Origin of the sequence: Micromonospora sp. BRA006-A, from assembly GCF_033433935.1 — a bacterium.
Taxonomy (GTDB): Bacteria; Actinomycetota; Actinomycetes; order Mycobacteriales; family Micromonosporaceae; genus Micromonospora; species Micromonospora aurantiaca.
In genome coordinates this window covers 455,390-479,718 of sequence record NZ_JANCLW010000001.1, presented here as the reverse complement: position 1 = coordinate 479,718, position 24,329 = coordinate 455,390, and the positions used below count along the sequence as shown (strand labels likewise).

22 protein-coding genes and 1 tRNA gene are annotated in these 24,329 nt (G+C 73.9%); 8 read left to right on the top strand and 15 right to left on the bottom strand.

The window, feature by feature from the left end; genetic code table 11:
- Positions 1-38: 38 nt before the first annotated feature.
- Both rfaE2 and NMK34_RS02410 read left to right on the top strand, forming a co-directional pair.
- A complete protein-coding gene (gene rfaE2, locus NMK34_RS02415; protein WP_318332034.1) occupies positions 39-1,865 on the top strand; it encodes a D-glycero-beta-D-manno-heptose 1-phosphate adenylyltransferase in 1,827 nt (608 codons plus the stop codon).
- Positions 1,862-2,734 (top strand): glycosyltransferase family A protein, encoded by an 873-nt coding sequence (locus tag NMK34_RS02410; RefSeq protein ID WP_318332033.1) that lies wholly within the window; start codon positions 1,862-1,864, stop codon positions 2,732-2,734. Before rfaE2 ends, NMK34_RS02410 begins: the two co-directional genes overlap by 4 nt.
- On the opposite strand, the gene NMK34_RS02405 is transcribed toward NMK34_RS02410, so the two are convergent.
- Genes NMK34_RS02405 through NMK34_RS02395 form a run of 3 tightly spaced genes read right to left on the bottom strand, consistent with a single transcriptional unit; the run spans position 2,709 to position 4,916 of the window.
- Complete coding sequence (locus tag NMK34_RS02405) at positions 2,709-3,869, bottom strand: glycosyltransferase family 9 protein (RefSeq protein WP_318332032.1); 1,161 nt, start codon at positions 3,867-3,869, stop codon at positions 2,709-2,711. The genes NMK34_RS02410 and NMK34_RS02405 overlap by 26 nt on opposite strands.
- Before the next feature lie 7 nt (positions 3,870-3,876).
- Positions 3,877-4,413 (bottom strand): Hsp20/alpha crystallin family protein, encoded by a 537-nt coding sequence (locus NMK34_RS02400; RefSeq protein WP_318332031.1) that lies wholly within the window; start codon positions 4,411-4,413, stop codon positions 3,877-3,879.
- Positions 4,410-4,916 (bottom strand): DUF2231 domain-containing protein, encoded by a 507-nt coding sequence (locus tag NMK34_RS02395; protein WP_318332030.1) that lies wholly within the window; start codon positions 4,914-4,916, stop codon positions 4,410-4,412. Before NMK34_RS02395 ends, NMK34_RS02400 begins: the two co-directional genes overlap by 4 nt.
- 167 nt (positions 4,917-5,083) lie before the next feature.
- Here NMK34_RS02395 and NMK34_RS02390 point away from each other — a divergent pair, with 167 nt between their 5' ends.
- The gene (locus tag NMK34_RS02390; RefSeq protein WP_318332029.1) at positions 5,084-5,704 is read left to right on the top strand and encodes a pyridoxamine 5'-phosphate oxidase family protein; all 621 of its coding nucleotides are present in this window, start codon (positions 5,084-5,086) and stop codon (positions 5,702-5,704) included.
- 29 nt (positions 5,705-5,733) lie between these two features.
- On the opposite strand, the gene NMK34_RS02385 is transcribed toward NMK34_RS02390, so the two are convergent.
- On the bottom strand, positions 5,734-6,315 hold the full coding sequence (locus tag NMK34_RS02385; protein WP_318336254.1) for a DUF3592 domain-containing protein: 582 nt from the start codon (positions 6,313-6,315) through the stop codon (positions 5,734-5,736).
- A 43-nt stretch (positions 6,316-6,358) separates the two neighbouring features.
- Positions 6,359-8,533, bottom strand: a complete 2,175-nt coding sequence (locus NMK34_RS02380; protein WP_318332028.1) for an acyltransferase family protein — start codon at positions 8,531-8,533, stop codon at positions 6,359-6,361.
- Between the two features lie 129 nt (positions 8,534-8,662).
- Here NMK34_RS02380 and NMK34_RS02375 point away from each other — a divergent pair, with 129 nt between their 5' ends.
- On the top strand, positions 8,663-9,490 hold the full coding sequence (locus NMK34_RS02375) for a TrmH family RNA methyltransferase (RefSeq protein WP_318332027.1): 828 nt from the start codon (positions 8,663-8,665) through the stop codon (positions 9,488-9,490).
- 86 nt (positions 9,491-9,576) lie between these two features.
- Here the strand turns inward: NMK34_RS02375 and NMK34_RS02370 are convergent, their stop codons facing one another.
- Positions 9,577-10,533 carry an SDR family NAD(P)-dependent oxidoreductase gene (locus NMK34_RS02370; RefSeq protein ID WP_318332026.1) on the bottom strand — a complete coding sequence of 319 codons (957 nt, stop codon included), beginning with the start codon at positions 10,531-10,533 and terminating at the stop codon, positions 9,577-9,579.
- An 86-nt stretch (positions 10,534-10,619) separates the two neighbouring features.
- On the opposite strand from NMK34_RS02370, the gene NMK34_RS02365 reads away from it, so the two are divergent.
- Positions 10,620-11,567: an AraC family transcriptional regulator gene (locus NMK34_RS02365; protein ID WP_318332025.1), complete on the top strand. Its 948-nt coding sequence runs from the start codon at positions 10,620-10,622 to the stop codon at positions 11,565-11,567.
- Between the two features lie 59 nt (positions 11,568-11,626).
- Here the strand turns inward: NMK34_RS02365 and NMK34_RS02360 are convergent.
- Positions 11,627-11,700, bottom strand: a tRNA-Thr gene (locus NMK34_RS02360).
- A 133-nt stretch (positions 11,701-11,833) separates the two neighbouring features.
- Here NMK34_RS02360 and NMK34_RS02355 point away from each other — a divergent pair.
- Positions 11,834-13,564, top strand: coding sequence for a metallophosphoesterase (locus NMK34_RS02355; RefSeq protein ID WP_318332024.1), 1,731 nt, complete (start codon positions 11,834-11,836; stop codon positions 13,562-13,564).
- Between the two features lie 137 nt (positions 13,565-13,701).
- On the opposite strand, the gene NMK34_RS02350 is transcribed toward NMK34_RS02355, so the two are convergent.
- From NMK34_RS02350 to tmk, 6 genes are all read right to left on the bottom strand, one after another.
- Complete coding sequence (locus tag NMK34_RS02350; protein ID WP_318332023.1) at positions 13,702-14,544, bottom strand: regulatory iron-sulfur-containing complex subunit RicT; 843 nt, start codon at positions 14,542-14,544, stop codon at positions 13,702-13,704.
- Positions 14,545-14,804: 260 nt separating this feature from the next.
- Positions 14,805-15,473 carry a hypothetical protein gene (locus NMK34_RS02345; protein WP_318332022.1) on the bottom strand — a complete coding sequence of 223 codons (669 nt, stop codon included), beginning with the start codon at positions 15,471-15,473 and terminating at the stop codon, positions 14,805-14,807.
- Positions 15,473-15,778: a hypothetical protein gene (locus NMK34_RS02340; RefSeq protein WP_018788783.1), complete on the bottom strand. Its 306-nt coding sequence runs from the start codon at positions 15,776-15,778 to the stop codon at positions 15,473-15,475. Before NMK34_RS02340 ends, NMK34_RS02345 begins: the two co-directional genes overlap by 1 nt.
- A 1-nt stretch (position 15,779) precedes the next feature.
- Complete coding sequence (locus tag NMK34_RS02335) at positions 15,780-16,109, bottom strand: YbaB/EbfC family nucleoid-associated protein (protein WP_013473591.1); 330 nt, start codon at positions 16,107-16,109, stop codon at positions 15,780-15,782.
- A 128-nt stretch (positions 16,110-16,237) separates the two neighbouring features.
- A complete protein-coding gene (locus NMK34_RS02330; protein WP_318332021.1) occupies positions 16,238-17,506 on the bottom strand; it encodes a DNA polymerase III subunit delta' in 1,269 nt (422 codons plus the stop codon).
- On the bottom strand, positions 17,503-19,659 hold the full coding sequence (tmk, locus tag NMK34_RS02325) for a dTMP kinase (RefSeq protein ID WP_318332020.1): 2,157 nt from the start codon (positions 19,657-19,659) through the stop codon (positions 17,503-17,505). Before tmk ends, NMK34_RS02330 begins: the two co-directional genes overlap by 4 nt.
- 217 nt (positions 19,660-19,876) lie before the next feature.
- Here tmk and NMK34_RS02320 point away from each other — a divergent pair, with 217 nt between their 5' ends.
- A complete protein-coding gene (locus NMK34_RS02320) occupies positions 19,877-21,085 on the top strand; it encodes an amino acid deaminase/aldolase (protein ID WP_318332019.1) in 1,209 nt (402 codons plus the stop codon).
- A 63-nt stretch (positions 21,086-21,148) separates the two neighbouring features.
- Here NMK34_RS02320 and NMK34_RS02315 read toward each other — a convergent pair whose 3' ends face one another.
- Positions 21,149-21,724 carry a TetR family transcriptional regulator gene (locus NMK34_RS02315; RefSeq protein WP_318336253.1) on the bottom strand — a complete coding sequence of 192 codons (576 nt, stop codon included), beginning with the start codon at positions 21,722-21,724 and terminating at the stop codon, positions 21,149-21,151.
- 219 nt (positions 21,725-21,943) lie between these two features.
- Between NMK34_RS02315 and NMK34_RS02310 the strand changes: the two genes are divergently transcribed.
- The gene (locus NMK34_RS02310; protein WP_318332018.1) at positions 21,944-23,260 is read left to right on the top strand and encodes a D-arabinono-1,4-lactone oxidase; all 1,317 of its coding nucleotides are present in this window, start codon (positions 21,944-21,946) and stop codon (positions 23,258-23,260) included.
- Between the two features lie 62 nt (positions 23,261-23,322).
- Here NMK34_RS02310 and NMK34_RS02305 read toward each other — a convergent pair whose 3' ends face one another.
- Positions 23,323-24,276 (bottom strand): DUF559 domain-containing protein, encoded by a 954-nt coding sequence (locus NMK34_RS02305; protein WP_318332017.1) that lies wholly within the window; start codon positions 24,274-24,276, stop codon positions 23,323-23,325.
- Between the last annotated feature and the right edge of the window lie 53 nt (positions 24,277-24,329).

Below are 24,329 nucleotides of genomic sequence, written 5' to 3'. Positions count from 1 at the left end.
CGCGTTTGGCCCGACGGCCCGGGGGGATCCGCAGGGGCATGGCAGGAGCAGCAGCGGAAGAGCGCCGGCTCGCCACCGTGGTGGCGAGCTGGCAGCAGCGTCCCGTGCTGGTCGTCGGGGACGCCATGCTGGACGAGTGGCGGTTCGCCGAGTCGGACCGGCTCTGCCGCGAGGCGCCAGCGCCGGTCCTCACCCTGCGGCGGCGGATCTCCGCGGCGGGAGGCGCCGCCAACACGGCGGTGAACGTGGCGGCGCTCGGCGGCCGGGCTGCGCTGGTCGCCCCGGTCGGTGCCGACGTCGCCGGCGACGAACTGCACGACTGCCTGGACCGGGCGGCGGTCTGGGACCGTACGGTGAGCCAGCCGGGCCGGCCCACGCCGGTCAAGCGGCGGATGCTCGCCGGCAACCAGATCCTGCTCCGCGAGGACTCCGGCGGTCCGGAGGACGGGCTGGACGCCGACGGCGTGGCCCGCCTGCTGACCGCGCTGCACTGCGCCACCGAGGAGCTGCGGGCGGTGGCCGCCGGTCAGCCGCTCACGCTTGTGGTCTGCGACTACGGCCTGGGCGCGCTGCCGTCGGCGGTACGCGCCTGGCTGGTCGCCAACCGCGACCGGTACGGCACGGTGGCGCTCGACGCGCACGACCTGGCCGACTGGCGCGGACTGAACCCGACCGTGGTGACGCCGAGCTTCGCCGAGGCGACCCGGCTGCTGGCCCGCGCCGCCGCCGGGTTCGCGCACGCCGAGCGGGGTGCCGTCCCGAGCGGCGACGTGCACCTGAACCATCCGGCCGACGCCGACGGCCCGTCCGAGCTGATGGTGGGCGCCGCGCCCGGCGGGTCGGGTGAGCGCGTACCGGGCAGCCCGCACCCGACCTCCGGTACGCCCGCCGCCGAGGCCCCCGCCGGCCCGACCGGCGAGCCCATGCCGGGCGAGGAGCGGGTGGCGCTGACCGGCGACGGCCTGAGCGTCACCGGGACCGGCGTGACGGTGAGCGCGGCGGCCGGCACCGGCGTGGACCGGGCCGTGCTGGCCGAGTCGCGCCTGCCCGAGCTGCGCGCGCACACCGGCGCCGACGTGGTGGCGGTGACCCTGGACACCGAGGGCGCGGTGGTCGGTGGCGCCGAGGGCGAGCCCCGGCGCAGCCACAGCACCCCGGTCCCGGCCAGTCATGCGGTGGGCGCCGGGGACGCGTACCTGGCGGCCATGACGCTGGCGCTCGCCGCCGATGCGGGTCTGCCCACCGCCGCCCAGCTCGCCCAGCTCGCCGCCACCATCACGGTGGCCGACACCGGCACCTGCGTGTGCCGGCGGCAGGACCTGCTGGCCGCGCTCGGCACCGGCGCGGACGAGGGCGGGCACCCGGCCCTGGTCGGCGCCGACGAGCTGGCCGCGCTGGTGGACGAGCACCGGCAGGCCGGCCGGTCGGTGGTGTTCACGAACGGCTGCTTCGACGTGCTGCACCCGGGGCACGTCCGCTACCTGACCCAGGCCCGCGCGCTCGGTGACCTGCTGATCGTGGCGGTCAACTCGGACGGCAGCGTGCGCCGGCTCAAGGGCCCGGACCGGCCGGTCAACCCGGTCGAGGACCGGATCGCCCTGCTGGCGGCGCTGGCCTGCGTCGACCACGTGGTGGTCTTCGAGGAGGACTCGCCGGCCCGGCTGATCGAGGCGGTCCGGCCCGACGTCTACGTCAAGGGCGGCGACTACCCGCCGGAGATGGTGCCGGAGGCGCCGCTGGTACGGCGGCTGGGCGGGCAGGTGCGCACGCTCGGGTACGTGCCGGACCGCTCCACCTCGGCGATCATCGACCGGATCCGCGCCCACCCGGTCACTGACACGGTCGGCGAGGGCAGGCCGGCGTGACCCGTCCGCTCGACCCGGGCACGCCCGAACGGTTCCGGCACCACCGGCGGCTGGACGTGCTGATCCCCACCCGCAACCGGCCCGCCGAACTGGCGGTCACCCTGTCCGGGCTGGCCGCTCAGGAGGGCGTACCCGGGTTCGGGGTGGTGGTCAGCGACCAGTCCGACGGCGATCCCGCGTACGCGCATCCGGCGGCGGCCACGATGGTCCGGGCGCTGCGCCACCGGGGGCATCCGGTGCTGCTGACCCGGCGGCTGCCCCGGCGCGGCCTGGCCGAGCACCGGTCGTACCTGCTGGCCCAGTCGGCGGCCGACGCGGTGCTCTGCCTCGACGACGACGTGTGGCTGGAGCCGGGCGCGCTGTCCCGCCTGGTCACCGCGCTCGACGAGCTGGGCTGCGGGTTCGTCGGCAACGCGGTGCACGGCCTCTCGTACGCCGACGACGTCCGCCCGGACACGCACCGGCACTACGAGGAGTGGACCGGGCCGCCGGTGCCGGAACGGATCATGCCCGGCACGCCGGAGTGGCATCGGGCGTCCATCCACCCGGCGGCGAACCTGCTGCACATCACCGAGAAGCTGAACCTGGCGGCGGGCGAGTGGCGCGCGTACAAGGTCTCCTGGATCGGCGGGTGTGTGCTCTACGACCGGGCCAAGCTCGTCGACGCCGGCGGCTTCGACTTCTGGGAGCGGCTGCCCGAGCGGCACCAGGGTGAGGACGTCGCCGCGCAGCTCGCCGTGCTGGAGCGCCACGGCGGCGCCGGGGTGCTGCCCAGCGGGGCGTACCACCTGGAGTCGCCGACCACTGTCACCGAGCGCGACGTGGAGGCGTGGGAGGTGGTGCTCAGCGAGTCGCCGGCGGAGGTGTGAGCAGCTCGCGGGCCGCCTCGACCACCTCGGCGATCGGTACGTCGGCCACGAACGACACCCGGTGCGGGCACTCGCCGTCGCCGGGCCGGTGGGGGTAGATCCCGGGTGTGCAGTCGACGCCGCAGACCGGGCAGTGGGTGGTCCAGGCGGCGATCGGGCGGTGCCGCCCGCGCAGCGGCGACGCCCCGTTGATCAGGTTGCCGACCCAGAAGACACCGACTGTCGGCGCGCCCACGGCGGCGGCCAGGTGCAGCGGGCCGGTGTCGTTGGAGACCACGAGCGCGCAGTCCGCGTACGCGGCCGCGAGCGCGCCCAGGCTGAGCGTGCCGACCTGGGGACGCACCGGCACCCCTGCCGCCGCCACCACCGCGTCGACCGTCTCCTGCTCGGCGGGGGTGCCGGTGACCAGCACCTCGTACCCGTCTCCGGTCAGCTCGCGGGCGACCTCGCCGAAGCGTTCCGGCGGCCAGCGCCGCCGCGTGTCGGTGGCGCCCGGGTGCAGCGCGACCCGGGGCCGGGCGGGTTCGCCGAGCACTGCGGCGGCCTCCGCCCGGTCGGCGGCGGTGACCGCCAGCGCCGGGGTGATGGTGGTGGCGGGCGCACCGACCAGGGCTGCGACCTCCAGGTAGCGGATCACCTCGTGCTGGTAGTAGACGTAGCGCAGCCACCGGTCCAGCGGCGGCGCGCCCTCGGCCCGGAGGCCGGCGGTGACCCGGGCGCCGAGCCCGGCCACGAACGGGTTCGAGTTGCCGCCGCCGCCGTGCACCTGCAACGCCAGGTCGAACCGTTCGGCGCGGGCGGCGGCCAGGAACGCCGGGACGTCACCCGGCGACTCGCCGGGCCCCGGGTCGCGGATGCCGGGCGCCGCCGGCACCACCAGCACCCGGTCCACCGGGCCGGGCCGGTCGCGCCAGAGCGCCGCGTGCCACGGCGCGCCGAGCAGCACGATCTCCGCCGACGGGTACGCCGACCGCAGCGCGTCGAGCGCCGGCAGCACGAAGATGAAGTCGCCGAGCGCGTTGGCACGCAGCACGGCGATCCGCTCGACATCAGGGACGCGCTCGCCGACCGGCCCGAGCACCGACGGCTCCAGGTCGCGGCGCGGCGAGTCGGAGTCGCCCGACGGGCTGGTCACGCGGCCCCTACGGCCTGTCGATCTCGTCGAGCGCGGTGTCCGGGTGGTGCAGCTCCCGGTCCGCGGCCGGGTCGGCGGGCATCTGCGTACGGTCGGCACCCGGTCGCGGGCCGGTCCGGCCGACGGTGATGGTGCGCGGCGCGGGCCGGGTCGCCCGGGGCAGCCGCACCCGCAGCAGGCCGTGGTCCATCACCGCGTCGATCCGGTCCGGGTCCACGCGGGACGGCAGGTCCACGCGGTACTCGAAGCCCCGGGTGGTGAACCCGCCCGGGATGCCGTGGTCGGCGTTCACCTCGGCTTCCGACCGGGCGCGGACGCACAGCTCCCGGTCGTCCAGCTCGACGGCGACCTCCTCCGGCGCGACGCCGGGCAGCCGGACGACCACCTCCCAGCCGTCGGCCGTCTCAGCCAGGTCCACGTCCTGGCTGCCGGACCGTCCGCCGACCAGCCGGCTCAGTTCGGAGCGCAGCGACTGGAGCTCGCCCATCGGATCCCAGCCCTGCTGGCGGCCGCGCCAGCCCCGTCCGCCGCCCTGTTCCGTCATCGCGCGTCTCCGATCCGCTGTGTCGCCGAGGGGGGTCGCAGCGAGCTGGGCGCGTTGAGATCGTGCTCCGGGTCGACGCCGACACCGAGCCGGTCCACCAGTTCACCGCCGAGCCACGCGCTCACGCCGAGGATCGCCAGGGCGACCACCTCGATGGCGATCAGCGCGCCGCCGGCCGCCCGGGAGTCGGCGTTGAGCCGGACCGCCCAGACCGCGGCGAACAGCAGGATGACCGCCACGTTGGCGGCGGCGTGGGTGACACCGACCCGCTTGGCGCGGGTGCCGGCCGGCAGGGCGAGCAGGTCGAACGCCCCGGCCGCCGCGGCCAGCAGGCCGCCGATCAGACCGACGGTGATGTTCCAGTACGCGACCTCGGCCAGGAAGCCGGGCCCGCCCACGGTGTCCACCACATCGAAGATCACGGCGGTCACGAAGAGCGCCACCGGGAACATCACGAGCATCGGGTGCACGGGATGGCCGAGCACCTTGAGCCGGCTCTCCATCTCGGCCTCCGTCCGTCACGTCCGGCCGCACGCTGCGAACCGGTCCCTACCCGCCGGCCCCGGGGGCAAACCCGGCGCTCGACGCGCTCTCCTAGGCTGACAGTGGCGGATCGCGGCCCGTCGCGGGGCGAAACCGCCGTCAAGGTCAACGGACGGGGGAGGAAGACGTGACGACCCGGGAGATCACCAGCGAGTCCGACCTACGTGAGCTGATCGGCACGCCGATGCCGCGCGCTGCCGCCAAGGACCGCCGTACGCTGCACGAACGCGACCGGCAGTGGCTCGCCGCCTCGCCGTTCTGCCTGATCGCCACCGCCGGCGCGGACGGCACCTGCGACGTCTCCCCCAAGGGTGACCCGCCCGGTTTCGCGCTGGTGCTCGACGACACCACGATCGCGATTCCGGAGCGGCCCGGCAACCGGCGGGCCGACGGCTACCGCAACATCCTGGCCAACCCGCACGTCGGGTTGATCTTCCTGATCCCCGGCCGCACCGACACGCTGCGGATCAACGGCCGGGCCCGGCTGATCGCCGACGCGCCGTGGTTCGCCGGCATGGAGGTCAAGGGCCACCGGCCGGTGCTGGCCGTCGAGGTCGCGATCGAGCAGATCTTCTACCACTGCGCGAAGGCGTTCCTGCGCTCCGAGCTGTGGCAGCCGGAGACCTGGCAGCCGGACGTGCTGCCGACGCGGGCGCGGCTGATCAAGGAGGTGGAGGCCCCGGCGGAGAGCCTGGCCGACCTGGAGCGCCACTACGGCCCGGCCTACCTGGAGACGCTCTACCGCTGAGCGCGTCGGCGCCGAGCGGTGCGTTTGCGTCAGCGCCGGACGTTTCGCTTGCGTTTGCCCCGGCCGGCGTAGGGGCGGCCGTCTCCGACCGGTGCCGGCGCCATCCGGCGCGGCCGGACGGCGCGGTCTTTGCGCGGCCGGGCTGCGCGGTCGTGGCCTGGTCGGGCGGCGCGCCGGATGCGGGACAGCGTCAGCACCACGCCGGTGCCCAGGGCGACCAGCCCGACCACGCCGAGTACGCCCTGCACGCGCCCGCGATGGCCGCTGAGCTGCCCGAAGTCGGTGACGAAGTCGCCCGGGTCCGCCGGGTTGACCCAGATCGGCACCTCGGTGCCCGCCGCCCGGCACACCTCGAAGCAGGGCACCTCCTGCGCGTGCGTCCGGCCCTCGACGACGTAGCTGAAGTACATGGTGCTCGACGAGGAACTCCGGTTGCCGCCGCTCTCGGTCACCTGGTCGACCACCGTCGCCCGGGCGGGCGTACCCCGCTCGCGCAGCGTCACCGCCCAGTCGTCGAGCGCCGACTGGGTGTGGAACGGCAGCCAGAGCAGGGCGGCACCGGCGACCGCCAGCAGCGCGTACGCGAGGCTGAGCCAGAGCGGCCGACGCATGATCACGCCGCCATCGTGACCGGGCGCCGCAACCCCGGGCGAGCTACCCGGCGGGGCTGAAGCGCGCCGGCACGCCGACGTCGGACAGGGCGCGGGCGAGGTGCGGCGCTGTCGTCTTCACGTACGCCGCGCCGATGTGCGAGCCACCCCGGTAGATGAGCACGTTGCCGAACACCACAGGGCACCTGTCGGTCGGGCAGACGGCGTCGAACAGGTCGATCATCTTGACCTTCGGCGCGCCGGACACCGCCTGCCGCTGCATCCGGTAGGCCGGGTCCTGGTCGTGCCGCTCCCTGTCGAACGCGCACCGGGACAGGCGCTTGCGGTTCTTGTCGGCGCACGTCACCGCCGGGCCGGGGCCGGGGTTGTTGGCGAGCACGACGACCTGCGTGCCCACGGCGTCGAGCTTCTTCCACGCGGACCGGACCCCGGCGACCATCGCCTCGACCGTCGGCTCCTTCGCGTCGCTGTCGAAGGCGCGCGCCGCGCCCTGCGAGGTGACCAGGTAGTCGGGTCGCTCCTCGACCAGTTTGCGCATCAGCGACCGGTTCCAGTCGATGCAGTCGGTGTAGAGCTTGCTCGGGTCGTCCGCCCGGACCGCGGGCGCGCTGGTGAACGGGCACGACGCCTTCGCGGCGATCAGGATCTTCCAGTCGTTCTGCTCGGCCAGCACCTGGAACGCGGGCAGCCACTGGTCCATCTTCGAGTCGCCGACGAGCGCGACGGTGGTGGACGCGTTCGGGTTGCCGTACGTGCAGGACAGCACCTCGGCGCCGTCGACCTGCTGGAAGCACTTGTCCCGGTTGGTGTCGGGCACGTCCATGAAGCCCTGCCGGATCTGCAGCGGATCCGGTTTGATCACGTCGAACCGCTCCGGGACCGGGCCGATCGGTGCGGTGCCGGGCGCTGTCGACAGCAACGCGGCCCCCGGGGCGTACTGGCCCTTCGTGGTGGTCGCGGCGGCGGCCCAGGCGCCCATCAGCACCAGGACCATGCCGGCGCAGATGCCGGCGAGCGTGAAGTTGCCGCCCAGGCTCAACGCCAGACGCGGCGACGTGGAGATCTTCCGCGAGTAGCGCAGCGGGTTCTCCACCAGCCGGAACGTGATCCAGGCCGGAATCACCGAGGCGAGCGCCACCAGCAGGCCCTCGGTCAGCGACAGGTCACCGAAGTGGGCGGCGGCCACCACGAGCATCGGCCAGTGCCACAGGTACAGCGAGTACGACAGGTCACCGATCCACTGGAACGGACGCGTGCCGAGCACCATCACCGGACCGCGGGGGCCCGCTGCCGCACCGGCCGCGATCACCGCCGCCGCGCCGAGCGTGGGCAGCGCCGCCGCGTACCCCGGCCATGCGGTCTTCCCGCTGACCAGCAGCGCCGCCGCGACGATCGCGGCGAGGCCGAGCCAACCGAGGACGACAGCGACGGACCGGGGCATCCGGGCGGCGCGGACCGCCAGCAGCGCGATGGCGGCGCCGACCCCGAGTTCCCACAGCCGCGTGGTGGAGACGAAGAACGCCCGCTGCGGCGAGTCGGCCGTCTCGATGATCGACCAGACGAACGACGGCACCGCCAGCACCGCGAGACCGACCCACAGGGCCGGCCGTACGTTCGCCCGCCGGAGCTTGCGCGCGGCGAGGATGGCCAGCACGATCAGCAGCGGCCAGAGCAGGTAGAACTGCTCCTCCACGGCGAGCGACCAGAAGTGCTGGACCGGCGACGGCGCGACGTCCTCGGCCAGGTAGTCGACAGCGCGGTCGGCGAACCGCCAGTTCACGATGTAGGTCGCCGCCGCGGCGATGTCGCCGCCGACGACCTGCCACTCACTTCGGGGTACGAACAGCCGGACCGCGACGGCGGTGGCCGCCAGCACCACGGTTGCGGCGGGCAGGATGCGCTTGGCCCGGCGCGCGTAGAAGCCGACGAGCGAGACCCGACCGCTGCGCTCGATCTCCGAGATGAGCTGCCCGGTGATGAGGAAACCGGAGATCACGAAGAAGACGTCGACGCCGACGAAGCCACCGGGGATGAACGGCAGCCCGGCGTGGTAGAGCAGCACCAGCCCCACGGCGACGGCCCGGAGCCCGGCGACGTCGGCCCGGAACCGGCTCGGCGTCGCCTCCCTGCCCGGCTCCCGCGCGGTCGCCGTACCGCCCGGCTCCTCGGAGGGCGAACCTTCCCGATCGGCAACCTTCGTCAACGGCGGGGAAGTCATCGCGATCCTCAAACTCTGCGGCTGGGGGCGAGGGAACGATAGCGGCTGGTCACTCGGCGGGACAATCGCGCCGCGTCGTACGCCTCACCGCCGCGTGGTCGCGAACCTCGATGCGGTTGAATCGGCTGCGTGGCGAAGACCCTGACGATCACCACCCGCAACGCGAGCTTCCAGCAGTGGCAGGCGCTGCTGACCAACCGCACCAAGCGGCAACGTTCCGGGGAGTTCCTGGTCCAGGGGGTACGCCCGATCACGGTGGCCCTGGAGCAGGGCTGGGAGATCCGCGCCCTCCTCCACCCGGACCGGCAGCCGCTGTCCCGCTGGTGCCGTGACCTGCTCGACCGCGCCGACGCCCGGCGGGTCGCGCTCGCGCCGGAGCTGATGCGGGAACTGAGCGGCAAGGAGGAGGAGTCGCCCGAGCTGCTCGCCGTGGTGGCCCAGCCCGCCGACGACCTGGCCCGCATCCCGGTCGGCCCGGCGATGCTCGTGGTGGTCTTCGATCGCCCCAAGACCCCTGGCAACATCGGCACGCTGGTCCGCTCCGCCGACGCCTTCGGCGCGTCCGGCGTGATCATCACGGGCCACGCCGCCGACCCGTACGACCCGAAGGCGGTCCGGGCCAGCACCGGGTCGCTGTTCGCCGTACCGGTGGTGCGCGTCGCCAGCCACCGCGACGTCCTGGACTGGGTCACCGCGGTGCGCGCGGACGGACGTCCGCAGGTCCAGATCATCGGTACGGACGAACACGGCGACGTCGATGTCGCCGAGCACGACCTGACCGGCCCCACTCTCCTGCTCATCGGAAACGAGACGCACGGACTCAGCAAGGGCTGGCAGGAGGCGAGCGACCGGACGGTACGCATCCCGATCGTGGGGGCGGCGAGTTCGCTGAACGCGGCGGCGGCCGGAACGGTGGCGCTCTACGAGGCCGCCCGGCAGCGGGCCGGGCGCCGGTAGCGGTCGCGCCGCCACCGGCGTTGTCGGCGAGCACGTCGACCCGCCGTACCCTGATGTCGTCGTGCCGCGCCGGTGGCGGTGACCGGTCACCGGCGGCCCGCGAGCACCGCCTCCGCCCACTCCCAGAGTCGGTCGGCGGCGGCCGGGTCGACGGCGTGGGCGGCCACCCCGCCGGTCGCCTCCGGGCCGCCGGCGACCACGTCCACTTCCTGGTTGTCGTCGAAGTAGCGGCCGGTGACGCCCTCGACCAGCGGCGACGCGGCGAGCAGCACCGAGGTCGCCGCTCCCTGGGCGGTCGTCTTGAAATAGGGCTGCTCGATGCGGTTGCCCGCCTCGTCCATCGCCCCGAAGGCGCGCAGTGTCTCGTCATCCATGTGCCGCTGGAGGTGGGTGGTGATGAAGCCCGGGTTCAGCGCGTTGGCGGTGATCCCGTCGCCGCTCCACCGTCGCGCGATGCCCACCACGAGCAGGACCGCGGCGGTCTTCGACCGGCCGTATGCCGCCCAGCGGTCGTACGGCTGCCGCTCGAACTGCGGGTCGTCGAAGTCGAATGCCTCCCGCAGGTGCGCCCCGGAGCTGACCGACACCACCCGCGCCGACCCGGCCGCCCGCAGGTGCGGGTGCAGGCCCCGGGCGAGCGCGAAGTGGCCCAGGTAGTTGGTCGCCAACTGGAGTTCCCAGCCCTCGGCGGTGAGCTGCCGGGTGGGGATCGCCATCACCCCGGCGTTCGCCACCAGCGCGTGCAGCGGACCGTCCCAGCCGGCGAGGAACGCGTCCACCGAGGAGAGGTCCGCCAGGTCGAGCGCGGCGGCGTGGACCCGGCCGGCGAACTCCGCCACCAGCGGCTCCGCCCGGGCCGGATCGCGGGTGGCGACCGTGACCTCCGCCCCGGCGCCGGCGAGCGCCCGGACGGTCTCGGTGCCGATACCGGAGGCCCCGCCCGTGACGATCATCCGGCGTCCGGTGAGGTCGACGCCGTCGAGGATCTCGGCCGCCGTGGTGCGAGCCGTGAACGGGGTGCTCAGTCGGTTGGTCTCTGTCATGACATCCACGCTAGGAGCACGAGCGTTGGACTGTCCGTACTCTGAAGTCCACCACTCTTCAGCGTGCGTCCAAGGAAGGGGACGGGGTGGATCCGCTGGACGACGTGCTCGCCCTGCTCGGCGCGACGAGCCACGTCTCGGCCGCCCTGACCGCCGGCGGGCGCTGGGCGGTGCGCTTCGACCCGCCGACCGGGGCCAAGTTCAACGCCGTACGGCGCGGACGCTGCCTGCTGCGGGTGGACTCCGCGCCGGAGCCGGTGCCCCTCGACGCGGGCGACTGCTTCCTCCTGACCCGGCCGGTGAACTACACGCTGGCCAGCGCCCTCGACGTGCCGGCCGCACCAGCCGGACCGATCTTCCAAGCGGCGTCCGACGGGGTGGCCCGGACCGGCTCCGGCGACGATGTCCTCATCGTCGGCGGCGCGTTCTCCTTCACCGACCGCTCCCGTGACCTGCTGCTGGACAGCCTTCCACCGGTCATCCACGTGCCCGCGGCGACACCGGAGGCGGAAACCGTCCGGTGGGCGGTCGGGGAGATCGACGCCGAACTCCGGCGAGGTCGCCCGGGCGGACGGCTGGTCGCCGACCATCTCGCGCTGGTCATGCTGATCCGGATCCTGCGTCTGCACCTCGACCATGGAACCCCGTCGGGCTGGCTGGCAGGCCTGACCGACCCGACGGTCGCCCCGGCCCTGCGCGCGATGCACGCCCACCCGGAACGCCCGTGGACCGTCGCGGCCATCGCCCGATGCGCCGCGGTGTCCCGCTCGACCCTGGCCGCCCGGTTCAAGCAGGTGGTCGGCTACGGCCCACTGGAATACCTCACCGGGTGGCGGATCGAGCTGGCCGCCGACCGGCTCCGCCGCTCCGAGGACACGATCGCCACCATCGCCCGCGCCGTCGGATACGGCTCGGAGAGCGCGCTGAGCGTGGCGTTCAAGCGGGTCACCGGACTCTCGCCCCGGGCGTACCGCAAGGCCCGCCGCCAGCCGGAGCGGAAAGCTGCGCCGCCCGCTCCTCCCGAGCCGCGGTGAGGTGGCTCGGGCTTCAGGAAACGGCGAAGCCCAGGCCGATGACCTGGGCTTCTGTACCGAGCCGCCTGACGGAATCGAACCGTCGACCTACGCATTACGAGTGCGTCGCTCTAGCCGACTGAGCTAAGGCGGCAACGATCGTCAAGTGTACGGCACGCCCCGCCGGAAGCCGAACCGGATCCCCCTGCCCCCGAACCCGGACACCGGGCCACATCCGCCCCGCCACGGGAGAGACTTCGCGCCCGGTCCGGACTACCCTGCGGCGGGTGACCGACGAACCGCCGCGACCACCGGCTCCCGAGGCGCATCCCGGCGAGCGGGCCACCCGCCGCCCCCGCAGCATCGATCCCCGGGAGCTGGGTTTCACCCCGCGCCGGCCGGTGCCCTGGCTCGCGCCGCTGCTGCTGATCAGCACCGGCCTGCGGACGTTGCTGGCCATGCTGTTCGGGGCGTACCTGGACAAGCGCGAGTTGCAGAACGCGTTCGGCGACGGCACGTTCCGGCAGGTCGGGCCGGACGGCGGGCTCTGGCTGGACTACGTGGCCGACCTGGGTGACGGCTTCGACGCCACGTACTCGGTGGCGTACCTGCTCGCCCAGCCGGAGCTGACAGTGGACGGGCATCGCCTTCCCCGCGCGCAGACGCTGGTGATGGGCGGCGACCAGGTCTACCCGGCGGCGGGCTACGAGGCGTACGAGGACCGCTGCAAGGGCCCGTACCAGTCGGCGCTGCCTGTCGCCCCGCCGGAGAAGCCGACGCTGTTCGCGGTGCCCGGCAACCACGACTGGTACGACGGGCTGACCGCGTTCCTGCGCCTGTTCGTGCGCACCCGGGACCGGCACTTCGGCGGCTGGGGCACCGGCCAGTCCCGCTCGTACTTCGCCGTCGAGCTGCCGGCCGGCTGGTGGCTGCTCGGCCTCGACGACCAGTCCGGCTCGTACCTGGACGACCCGCAGCTCACCTACTTCGACGAGGTGGCCCGCAAGCTCACCCCGGAGTCCAAGGTGATCCTGGCGGTGCCGGCGCCGACGTGGGTCAAGGCCGTCGACCACCCCAACGCGTACGACTCGATCGACTACTTCATCCGTACCCTCGTCGCGCCCACCGGGGCGCAGGTGCGGGTGCTGGTCTCCGGCGACCTGCACCACTACGCCCGCTATGCCGGCACGGACCGGCAGCTCATCACGTGCGGCGGTGGCGGCGCCTACCTCTACCCCACGCACCGGCTGCCGGAGACGCTGGAGGTGCCGCCGCGTGACACGCTGACCCGCCGGGCCAGCAACACCCAGGAGTACGACCTGGCCGCGCGCTACCCGGACAAGGCGCGCTCCCGCCGGTACGGCTGGGGGATCTTCGCCCGCCTGCCGTTCCGCAACCCGGGTTTCACCACACTGCTCGGCACCCTGCACACGCTGCTGATGCTGGCGATGGCCGGGGTGGCGGTGCAGCGGGTGGGCACCACCGAGCAGCGGCTGTTCAGCGTGCCGCTGGCGATCATGCTGGTGGTGGCGATGATGGGCGCGGTGTTCTTCGCCAAGCCACCGACGGCGGGCGGGAAACGGCACGCCCGGCACTGGATCCTCGGGGTGGCGCACGGGCTGGCCCAGATCGCCCTCGCCGCCGGGGGCACGTGGGTCTGGTTGCAGCTGCCGTTCTACGACTGGCCGTGGCCGCTGCCGGCGGTCGCCGCCGTGGTGCTCTACGGCCCGGTGAGCGGGTTGGTCGCCAGCCAGCTCGTCGCGCTCTACCTGTTGGTGGCGGGCGCGTTCGGGGTGAACCTGAACGAGCTGTTCGCCGGGCAGGGCATCGAGGACTCGAAGGCGTTCCTGCGGTTCCGGATCGACCCCGACGGCACGCTGACGATCTACCCGATCGCCGTCGACAAGGTGTCGCACGACTGGCAGTTGAACCCCGACCAGTCCCCCACCGCCTCCTGGCTGACCCCGAAGACCCCGCTGACCCCCCGCCTGGCCGAGCCCCCCATCGTCATCCGCTGACCCCACCCGGCCGACTCTCCCCGTCGATCATGAAGTTAGCGGCGAAGTCGATCACTATTTCGACCGCCAACTTCATGATCGACGGAGAGGGGGCGGGTGGGGGGCGGGGCGGGTGGGGGCTCGGGTGAGGGTGAGGGTCAGGGCTGGGGGTGGTGCTGGTCGTGGGCCTGTCTCGGACCGCACACGGACGCGCGGGAGCACATCGAGCGGGAGCCGTCGGCGTCCAGGCGGACCGTCACCGCGTCGCGCGGGACACTGTGGCCGACCACCTTGCCCTCGCCCTGCGGCGTGGACACCCGGCTGCCGACCGCCGGAGCCGACTCCTGGAATTTCTGATACAGCGGGTGCTCGTACTTCAGGCAGCACATCAGCCGCCCGCACGCCCCGGAGATGCGCAGCGGGTTGAGCGGCAGGTCCTGGTCCTTCGCCATCCGGATGGTCACCGGCTCGAAGTCGGTGAGGAACGTGGCGCAGCACAGGTCGCGCCCGCAGGAACCGATGCCGCCCTGCACGCGGGCGGAGTCCCGGGCGGACAGCTGCCGCAGCTCGACCCGGCAGTGCAGCGTGGCGCCCAGGTCGCGGACCAGCGAGCGGAAGTCGACGCGGTGCGGCGCGGTGAAGTAGATGGTGGTGCGGTCACTGCCGTTCTCCGGCGTGGCCAGGACGTGGTCGACGGCGACCACCTTCATCGGCAGGCCGTGTTCGCGGATCAGCCGCTTGGCGGCGACCTTCGCCTCGGCCTTGCGCCGGCGCAGCATCTCGTCGCGGCGCAGGTCGTCGTCGCCGGCGATCCCTGCGAGTTTCGGGAAGCTGTCGGTGTCCTCGCTGACCCACTGCGCGGCCCAGACGCACTCGGCCACCTCGGGCCCCTCGTCGGTGGGCACCAGCACCCGGTCGCCCACCTGCGGGCGCAGCTCGCCCGGGTCGAGGTAGTAGAGGCGCCCGTACCGGTTGAAGCTGACCGCGCAGAGCATGCCCATACGCCACACCCTACGCGGATCGACGACCGCCGCACGGCGCACCTGTCGCCGCCCGGTCACCCACCGCAGCGATCATCGACCTCGACCCGGCCGAACCGGCCCCATCGCCTCGCCCGGACGGCTGAATCTCCGGCGGGCCCCTGACAAACACCGCCCGGGCGCGTTGAGTGAAGGCATACCTGCGGGGGGTGCAGGGGAAGGCCACGGCGCCGCCGCCGTCACCCGGCCACGGCCGGTCCGGTGCGCGGCGCCGTGGACCGTCAGTAGCCGATCCGGGTGGTGCCGCCGTAGCGCGGGGCGGTGGTGGCGCGGTCCCGCCACTGCGTCTCGGCCAGGCTCGGCCCCCACTGGCGCAGCAGCGTCTCCGCGCCGTCGTAGGCCACCCCGAGCACACCCAGGACCCTCGTCGCGATCTCGGCCGCCGCCGACGCCCCGGCCCGTCCGGCCTCGGCGCCGGGCCGCGTCGCCGCGTGCACCGCGACCGCCTCGGCCGAGCCCAGCACCTCGGCCAGCGCCCGGGCCAGCGCCGCCCGGCTGCCCTCCACCCAGCCGGCCAGCGCGTCGGCGTAGCCCGCCGTCGACTCCAGCCGCCCGACCAGGCTGTCCGGCCCCTCGTCCAGGTGCCGCAGCAGGGCGGCACGTGCCTCGTCGTACGCCGACGCGGCAGCGCCGGACCAGGCGACCTGGTCGGCCAGCAGCGCACAGGTGTCGTCGTACCCCCGGACGAGCCGGCGCACCGCGTGGCCGGCGCCGGTCAGCGGCGCGGGATGCAGGTCGAGGAACTCGCGCACGGCCGCGCCGGGAAGCACCTGCATGCGGCGCAGCAGCGGCCAGAGCCGGTGCCCCTCGGGCGCGCCGACGGCCAGCAGCGTGTCGACGCGGGCGAGCAGGTCGAGCCCCGGCTCGGCGAGGCGGTCGAGCGCGTCCATCAGGCCTCCCGGGCCAGCCGCCGGGCGACCGCGTCGTCGGCGGCGGCGTAACGGTCGGCGGCGCTGCGCAGCGCCGCCGCGGCGGCGGCCAGCCGGACGGCGGCGGCCTGCGCCTCGCGTGCCCGGTCGGCTGTGGCAAGCGTCCACTGGCGGTGCAGTGCGCGGCCGACCTCGCCGGGGCGGCCGGTGGCGTGCGCGCCGAACGCGGGATGCGGCGGGTCGGTGGCGGTCACCGTGCGGGACAGGGTGGCGAGGGTCGCGCCGGCCTCGTCGAGACGGGCGGCCAGGGCACGCAGCGTCTCCATGTCAGGCCCCCGCCAGCGGCCGGTAGGCCGCGAACGTCTCGTTGTGCAGCTTCTCCCGCGCCCACTGCGCCGCATCGGCGGCGGCCGTCACGGCGGCCTGCACCGAACCGGCCACGTCGCGCGGGCTGCGGTGGTGCAGCGGGCCGAGGAAACGCACGTCGGTGATGCGCCCGCCGGCGGTCACCACCACCTCGACGAGCCCGTCGGGCGAGCGGACGGTGACCTCGACCGTCGCGACCGCCTGGTCGAACTCGGCCTGCAGGTTCTCGATCCGGCGGTAGCGCCGCACCGCCTCCTCGATCCAGGCCTCGTCGATCTCGCCCCGCGGCATCGGCGGACTCCTCCCGGCCGGTCCGGCCTTCACTGAGCGTGCCGCCTCGGTCACCGCGGCATCACCGGACCGTACCGCACGCCAATCGCACGTGTCGATGCCCTGTGGACAGTGCGGAAGTGCCCGGCTCAGCCGCGCCAGAGGGCCAGCATCATCGCCTCCACGGCGATCCGCGGCTTGACGTTCGCCTCGATCGCCGCGCGGCACTCCAGCACCGCCTCCAGGCGGCGCAGCGAGCCCTCGGCGTCCCACTTCTGCGCGCCCGCACCGGCGAGCGACGCGGTGTCGGTGTGCACCGGGGCGACCGGCGCCCGCAGCGCCATGACGATCGCATCCCGGTAGAACCCGGCCAGGTCGACCAGGGCCCGGTCGAGCGCGTCCCGCTGGGCGCGGGTGGCACGCGACTTCTGCCGCTTCTCCAGATCCTTGAGCTGACCGGCCGCGCCGCGCATGGCGCCGGCCGCGCCCCGGCCGGTGCCGCCCGCGCCGAGAGCGGTCTGCAACGCCGTACGCTCCGCCTCGTCGATCTCCGCGACTGACGCGGCGGCCTCCGCCTCGGCGGCCTCGATGAGCGCCGAGGCCGCGTCGAACGCCGCGCCCACGCCGGTCAGCCGACGCGGTACGGCCAGCACCGCGTCCCGCCGCTGCCGGGCCTCCGGGTCGCGGGCCAGCCGCCGGGCCCGGCCCACGTGCCCCTGCGCCGCCGCAGCGGCCCACTCGGCCACGTCCGGCGCGACGCCGTCGCGGCGGACCAGCACCTCGGCCACCGCTGCGGGCGGCGGCTGCCGCAACGGTACGACGCGGCAGCGCGACCGGATGGTCACGGAGATGTCGTCCGGGTGGGTGGACGGGGCGCAGAGCAGGAAGACGGTACGCGGCGGCGGCTCCTCGATCGCCTTGAGCAGCGCGTTGCCGGCTGCCTCGGTGAGCCGGTCGGCGTCCTCGATGATCACGATCTGCCACCGGCCGCCGGAGGGCGCGCTGGCCGCCCGCAGCACCAGCGCGCGCATCTCGTTGACGCCGATGGACAGGCCCTCGGGCACCACGAGGCGGACGTCCGCGTGGGTGCCGGTGAGCGTGGTGTGGCAGCCGGGGCAGCTCCCGCAGCCGGTGCCGTGCACGCACTCGAGGGCGGCGGCGAACGCGCGGGCGGCCACCGAGCGGCCCGATCCGGGCGGGCCGGTGAAGATCCAGGCGTGGGTCATGCCGGCGCCGGGATCGGCCGGAGCCGGAGCCGGGTCGCCGTCGTACTCCTCGGCGAGCGCGTCGAGGTCGTCGTGCCCGCCCGCGAGCACCGTCACCGGCGCGCGCAGCAGGGCGGCGGCCGAGGCGGCGGCCCGCCGCAGCATGGCCACCGCCTCGTCCTGCCCGACCAGATCGCCGAAGACGTCGGTCATCGTCGGGGTTGCTCCATCGTCACCAGCTCCGCGTCGGATAACTCGGGCTGGACCGAGGTGTCCGGGCCCTGCGCCGGACGGGGGTGCACGATGCCGGCCGGATCGGTGAGCAGCTCGCCCACCCGGCGGGCGACCGCGTCGGCGGTCTCGTCGATCGGGCGGGACGCGTCGAGCACCAGGTATCGCTTCGGGTCACCGGCGGCGAGGTCGAGGAAGGCGTACCGGACCCGCTCGTGGAACGTCAGCGACTCGGCCTCCAGCCGGTCGGTCCCCTCGTTGCGGTCCTCGACCCGGCTCAGGCCGGTCCGCGGCTCGACGTCGAGCAGCACCACCAGGTCGGGCTTGAGGCCACCGGTGGCCCAGGAGGAGAGCCAGGACACCTCGTCCACCGGCAGCGTCCGGCCGGCGCCCTGGTAGGCGAGCGACGAGTCGACGTACCGGTCGCTGATCACCACCGCGCCGCGCACGAGCGCCGGCCGGACGACGGTGGCCACGTGGTGCGCCCGGTCGGCGGCGTAGAGCAGCGCCTCGGCGCGCGGCGACGGCGCCTCGCCGGGAGTGGTGCCGAGCACCAGGGAGCGGATCCGCTCGCCGACCGGCGTGGCGCCCGGCTCGCGGGTGACCACCACGTCGCGGCCCTGCGCGCGCAGCCGCTCGGCGAGTTCGGCGAGCTGGGTGGACTTGCCGGCGCCCTCGCCGCCCTCGAAGACGACGAACAGGCCGCTGGACACGAACGGCTCGGCCGGCATCAGCGGACGGCCCCGGATCGAGCCCCAGAGGTCGGCGAGGACCGGTACGCCCTTCTTGTCGTCCATCTGGCCGAACGCGCTGATGCCGGCGATGATGCCGGCCGCGCCGGCGGCGAGCAGCAGCAGGCGGGTCGAGGAGATGGAGATGCCCAGGTCGGCGATGGTGAGCTGGCGGGAACCGCCGACGCCGACCAGGAGGCTGCTCAGCGCAATGGCCAGGATCAGCACCAGCCGGGTGCCGATCTGCACCACCGCGAAGACGCGGCCGCGTACCTCGTCGGCCACCTCGCCGCCGAGCAGCGTGGTGCCGGCCAGGAACGCCATGCCGGCGCCCGCGCCGACCAGGATCGCGCCGAGGATGGCCATGGACAGGTGGATGGCGAACGCGAGCACCAGCACCGAGGCGCTGGCGAGCACGATGCTCATGCCGAACCAGCGGCGGCGAGACATGTCCCGCACGATCATCGGCCCGAGGCCGATGCCGAGCGCCAGGCCGACGAAGATCGCGCCGAACAGCAGCGAGAACGCGGCGTCACCGGCGCCGAGCGAGTTGGCGAAGAACTTGCCGGTGCCGACCACGATGCCGCCGCCGGCGAACGCGCCGAAGATGCCCAGCACCAGGCCGCGGACGAGCGGGGTCTGGCCGATGTATTTCCAGCCCTCGGAGAACTGCCGGAACATGCTCTGCTCGGTGCGCTCCGCCTCGGCGCGCTGGGCCTGGCTGATCTCCTTGATCCCGAGGGCCACCACGAGCGCGGTGGCCAGCCGGGAGAGGGCGTTGAACCAGAGCGCGAGCTGGGCCGGCTCGGCCCAGTCGGGCAGGTCGCCGCCGACCGCGCCGGGCAGGCCGCGGGTCAGCACGGCCAGGGCGACGGCCGCGGCCACCGGCGTGAGGCCGTACGTGGTGATCAGCGTGAGCTGGTTCGCCGCCTCCAGCCGGGTACGCGGGATGAGGTTGGGGACCGCCGCCTCCTTGGCCGGGATCCACAGCAGGGTGATCGACTCGATCAGGAACGTGGCGATCAGCGCCCAGCCGACCACCAGCCCGCCCGCGGCGCCGGTGAGCGCGTACAGCGGGATCGAGGCGAACAGCACGAAGCGCAGCAGGTCGCAGATGACCATCGTCCACCGGCGGTCGAACCGGTCGGCGAACACACCTGCCACCGGGCCGAGCACCAGCGCCGGGAGCAGCCGGATCGCGGTCACGCCACCGAACGCGGCGCCCTGGGCGGTGCTGCCGGAGACCTGGGACGCGGCGAACAGCGCGGTGGCGAGCAGGCCGAGCCAGTCGCCGAAGGAGGCGGCGCTGAGGACGATCCACAGCCTGCGGAACGGCCGGATGCGCAGCACCGAGCGGATGGCGGCGACGCCGGAGTGGTCGGCGGCTGTCCCGGGCGACGACACGCCGGGCGACTCGCCGTTGTTCTGGCTTTCGATGGCCGTACCTCCACGTGCCGGCCCAGGTCTGGGCATCCCCGGTGGAACACTCTAGTCGCGCAGGAAGGGTCGTCCCCCGCGACATTCACCTGCTCGCCGAGCCTAGGCCGCCGGGACCACCGCCCGCAGCCCGGACAGACGCGAGGGTATTTCGCATTGCCGTCCAGACAGTTAGCGTGCAGCCGTGGCCATCGACCGTGACAGAACTCGCGATCGCCTCGACCGGGCGACCGCTCACCTCGACCCGCCGTACGCGGTGGTCGACCTCACCGCGTTCGACGCCAACGCCGAGGCGCTCGCCGGCCGGTCCGGCGGCAAGCCGCTGCGCGTGGCGAGCAAGTCGGTACGCGTCCGCGAGCTGCTGACCCGGGCACTCAAGCGGCCCGGGTGGCGCGGCGTGATGGCCTTCACGCTGCCCGAGGCGCTGTGGCTGGTCCGTTCCGGGGTCAGCGACGACGTGCTCGTGGCGTACCCGACGGCCCACCGGGGCGGCCTCACCGACCTGGCCGCCGACCCGGCGCTCGCCGCCGCCGTCACGCTCATGATCGACGACACCGCACAGCTCGACCTGATCGACCGGGTGTGCCCGCCCGCGCGCCGGCCCGCGCTGCGGATCTGCCTCGACCTGGACGCCTCCTGGCGACCGCTGGGCGGCCGGGTGCACGTCGGCGTGCGCCGCTCCCCGGTGCACAGCGCCACGGCGGCCGGCGCGCTCGCCGCCGCCGTCGCCGGCCGGCCGGGCTTCCGGCTGGTCGGCCTGATGTCGTACGAGGCACAGATCGCCGGCCTCGGCGACGCACCGCCCGGGCAGGCGATGCTCGGCTCGGCGATCCGGGTCGCGCAGCGCGGGTCGTACCGGGAACTGCTCGCGCGCCGCTCGGCCGCGGTCGGCGCGGTACGCGAGCACGCCGACCTGGAGTTCGTCAACGGCGGCGGCACCGGCAGCGTGGCCGCCACCAGCGCGGACCCCGCGGTCACCGAGGTCACCGCGGGCTCCGGCCTGTACGGGCCGACGTTGTTCGACGCGTACCGTGCCTGGCGGCCCACCCCGGCGGCGTTCTTCGCCTGCGCGGTGGTCCGCCGCCCGGCGCCCGGGCTGGCGACGGTGCTCGGCGGCGGCTGGATCGCCTCCGGCCAGGCGGCGAGCAGCCGGCTGCCGCGGCCCTGGCTGCCGGAAGGGTTGAAGCTGCTCGGCGCGGAGGGCGCCGGCGAGGTGCAGACCCCGCTGGCCGGGAAGGCCGCCGACGACCTGCGCGTCGGCGACCGGGTGTGGTTCCGCCACGCCAAGGCGGGCGAGCTGTGTGAGCACGTCAACGAGGTGCACCTGGTCGAGAGGGACGCGGTGGTCGCCACCGTGCCGACCTACCGGGGCGAGGGGCACGCCTTCCTCTGAGATGCCGCGACGTGACGACGGCGGGCCCCGGCGTATCCGGGAACCCGCCGCTCGGCGTGCCGCTCAGCCCTGGTGGGCGGCCTCCGTGGGGGCGTTCACCTGCCGGTGCAGGTACTCCCGGATGAGCGCCTTCGCCTCGACCAGCACCCGCTCGTCGCCGTCGCTGCGGCGGCGGAAGGCCAGCTTGATCAGGGCATCGGCGGCCTCCACCGCGACCTCCAGGTGGAACCGCAGGTCGGGCACCCCGGCCAGGCCGAAACGCTCGGTGAGTACGCGGGCGAGCTGCTCCGCGATGACCCCGTTGTTGTCCCGCTGGTCGTCCAGCAGGTGCAGGTCGACCACGTCGCCGAAGTGCAGGGTACGGAAGCCGGGGACGGTGCGGTGCATCGAGATGTACTCGTCGATCGCCGCGTCGACGCCGTCCCACCAGTGGGTCAGGTCGTCCGAGGAGAACCGCTCGTCGAGCCGCTGGAGGTAGGACTCCATCGTGCGCAGCGTCAGCGCCTGCACGATCGCCCGCTTGTCCGGGAAGAACTGGTAGACCGACCCGATCGCCACCTCGGCACGCTCGGCGAGCAGGGTCGTGGTCAGCCCTTCGTACCCCACCTCGTCGACGAGCTCGGCGCAGGCGTCCAGCATCCGCTGGACCCGCGCGACACTTCGACCCTGCACCGGTACCCGACGCAGCGGCCCGGTCGTGGCGGCTGGTGTGGACACTCGGCGCCACCCCCCTTCGACGGATGAACATATCTGCACGTCACGAGTCTGTGACTACCGGTACAACGAGCCGGGCTCGATTGCGGTATTTACCAGGCACAACGTTCCTGATATGAATTCAGTTCATATTCATGTCGAGGAGTGGCCGCGATGACCGGTACCACCGCCACCTGGTCCAACTGGGCCGGCAACCAGCACAGCACCGCGCTCCTCACCGTGCGCCCGCACAGCGTCTCCGACGTGTCCGAGGCGGTGCGCCAGGCCGCCGCGGCGGGCCGGACCATCCGGGCCACCGGCAGCGGCCACTCCTTCACCGCCACCGCCGTCGCCGACGGGCACCGGATCGACCTCGCCGCGCTGGAGACGGACGTCACCGTCGATTTGGCGCGCCGCCTGGTCACCGTACCGGCCGGGATGACGTTGCACACGCTCAACGAACTGCTCGCCGGGCACGGCCTCGCGATGCCGAACCTGGGCGACATCGACGCCCAGACCATCGCCGGTGCGCTCTCCACAGGCACCCACGGCACCGGGGCGAAACTGGGCTGCCTGTCCACCTTCGTGGCCGGGCTGACGCTCGTCACCGGCACCGGCGAGGTGCTGCGCTGCTCGGCCGAGGAGAACCGCGACGTCTTCGACGCCGCCCGCGTCGGGCTCGGCGCGGTCGGCGTGCTGGTCGAGGTCACCCTGCGCTGCGTGGACGCCTTCGTGCTGCGCGCGCACGAACGCCCCGCCCCGCTCGCCGAAGTGCTCGACGACCTGCCCGGCCTCTACGACGCGCACGACCACGCCGAGTTCTACTGGTTCCCGTACACCGACCGGGTACAGGTCAAGACCAACGACCGGGTACCCGCCGACGACCAGCCACTGCCCGGCTGGCGCGGCTGGCTGGACGACGAATTCCTCTCCAACACCGTCTTCGCCGGCGCCTGCCGCCTCGGCCGCGCCGTACCCGCCCTCGCACCCCGGATCAGCGCCGTCTCCGCCCGCGCGCTCACCGAACGCACCTACACCGGGCGCTCCGACCGGGTGTTCTGCACGCCGCGCCGGGTCCGCTTCGTGGAGATGGAGTACGGCCTGCCGCGCGAGGCGCTGCCGACCGCGCTGGCCGAGCTGCGCCGGATCGTGGACCGGCTGCCGTTCAAGGTGCTGTTCCCGGTCGAGGTGCGGTTCACCGCCGCCGACGACATCTGGCTGTCCCACTCGTACGGGCGGGACTCGGCGTACATCGCCGTGCACCAGTACGTGGGCATGCCGTACGAGCCGTACTTCCGCGCGTTCGAGGAGGTGGCGACGGAGTTGGGCGGCCGCCCGCACTGGGGCAAGCTCCACTGGCGCACCGCCGAGTCCCTGGCGAGCGCCTACCCGAGATTCGCCGACTTCCAGTCCGTCCGCACCCGCCTAGACCCGTCAAACATCTTCCAGAACCCCTACTTGACGCAGATCCTGGGCGCTTGAGGAGATCTTGGAAGGAAAGGGCCCTTATCGGGGCCGTTTTCTTCCAAGATCTCGGCTGGCAGTCACCCCGGCCAGCCGGCCGCCCGCAGGGCGGCGCGGAGTTGGGCGATCACCTCTTCGGGATGGGCGCGCAGGACCCAGGCGGGGAACCGGAGAACACGGTCGCCCTCGACCCACAGGTCGTTCTGCCGCCGCATGTCCGCCCAGGCGTGCGCCGGATCGAGGTGCTGCCCGCCGTCCACCTCGACGTGCACGCGCCACTGCTCGAAGTACGCGTCGAGGTAGCGCCGCCGGCCGGCGGAGTCCCGGCGGACCACCTGACGGCTCGGTTCGGGCAGGCCGGCACGGCGGACGAAATCGAGCAGGTCGAGTTCGCCCAGGGAGTGCGCACCCCCGGCCGCATCCGTGGCGGTGGACAGGATCAGCCGACGTCGGCGGATCCGGGGCATCCGCTCCACCACCTCGTGCACGTCGTCGCCACCCACCAGCCGCTGCTGGAAGGCAGCCGCGACGATCGCGCGGGCCCGGGTGTCGGTCGGTGCCCACTGCGCGGCGTCGACGATCGACCGGGCCGCCGCCGTCCGGGGCGGCGCCGCGATCGGCACCACGTCGGAATCGGGCAGGTGGGTCGTCCGGTGCGCCAGCACACCGGACGGCAGCGGTGACCGACGGGTCGTGGCGGGCAGGAGCAGGTGGACCACCCGTTGCGGGAAGCCACGCAGCCCTCCCTCCTGAGCCGCAGTCATGCCGCCCAGGAGCGCAGTGGGGCCAGCCGCCAGCACGGCGATCCACCGGAGTTGCCCGGGACCGACCGGGCCGTTGTGCGCGACGAGAACGGCGCGATGCGCCTGTCGCCACCGGCCCGTCGTCACCCGGTGGCGGATCGCCCTACGCGTGAGATGCGCTCGTGCCTGCTGGAGGCTGAGCACGTCCTCCTGCCGGAAGAGCAGCCAGGTCAGTTCGTCCGCGTCATCCGACGGCAGCGCCCGCCGCATCCCCGCCCAGGAGTTCCCCACCCACCCACGGTGCCCCCGACGCGGCCCTTTCGCCGCCCCTGTGGACAACCACC

What these genes read in the sequence shown, in the direction of transcription:
- NMK34_RS02385 (WP_318336254.1), bottom strand. Translation starts at nt 6,315, where the DNA reads ATGCGTCGGCCGCTCTGGCTCAGCCTCGCGTACGCGCTGCTGGCGGTC.
- NMK34_RS02335 (WP_013473591.1), bottom strand. Translation starts at nt 16,109, where the DNA reads ATGCCGCGGGGCGAGATCGACGAGGCCTGGATCGAGGAGGCGGTGCGG.
- NMK34_RS02395 (WP_318332030.1), bottom strand. Translation starts at nt 4,916, where the DNA reads ATGGAGAGCCGGCTCAAGGTGCTCGGCCATCCCGTGCACCCGATGCTC.
- NMK34_RS02315 (WP_318336253.1), bottom strand. Translation starts at nt 21,724, where the DNA reads ATGCTGGACGCCTGCGCCGAGCTCGTCGACGAGGTGGGGTACGAAGGG.
- NMK34_RS02350 (WP_318332023.1), bottom strand. Translation starts at nt 14,544, where the DNA reads ATGGGCATGCTCTGCGCGGTCAGCTTCAACCGGTACGGGCGCCTCTAC.
- NMK34_RS02370 (WP_318332026.1), bottom strand. Translation starts at nt 10,533, where the DNA reads ATGACAGAGACCAACCGACTGAGCACCCCGTTCACGGCTCGCACCACG.
- NMK34_RS02400 (WP_318332031.1), bottom strand. Translation starts at nt 4,413, where the DNA reads ATGACGGAACAGGGCGGCGGACGGGGCTGGCGCGGCCGCCAGCAGGGC.
- NMK34_RS02380 (WP_318332028.1), bottom strand. Translation starts at nt 8,533, where the DNA reads ATGACTTCCCCGCCGTTGACGAAGGTTGCCGATCGGGAAGGTTCGCCC.
- NMK34_RS02340 (WP_018788783.1), bottom strand. Translation starts at nt 15,778, where the DNA reads ATGGAGACGCTGCGTGCCCTGGCCGCCCGTCTCGACGAGGCCGGCGCG.
- NMK34_RS02345 (WP_318332022.1), bottom strand. Translation starts at nt 15,473, where the DNA reads ATGGACGCGCTCGACCGCCTCGCCGAGCCGGGGCTCGACCTGCTCGCC.
- NMK34_RS02330 (WP_318332021.1), bottom strand. Translation starts at nt 17,506, where the DNA reads ATGACCGACGTCTTCGGCGATCTGGTCGGGCAGGACGAGGCGGTGGCC.
- rfaE2 (WP_318332034.1), top strand. Translation starts at nt 39, where the DNA reads ATGGCAGGAGCAGCAGCGGAAGAGCGCCGGCTCGCCACCGTGGTGGCG.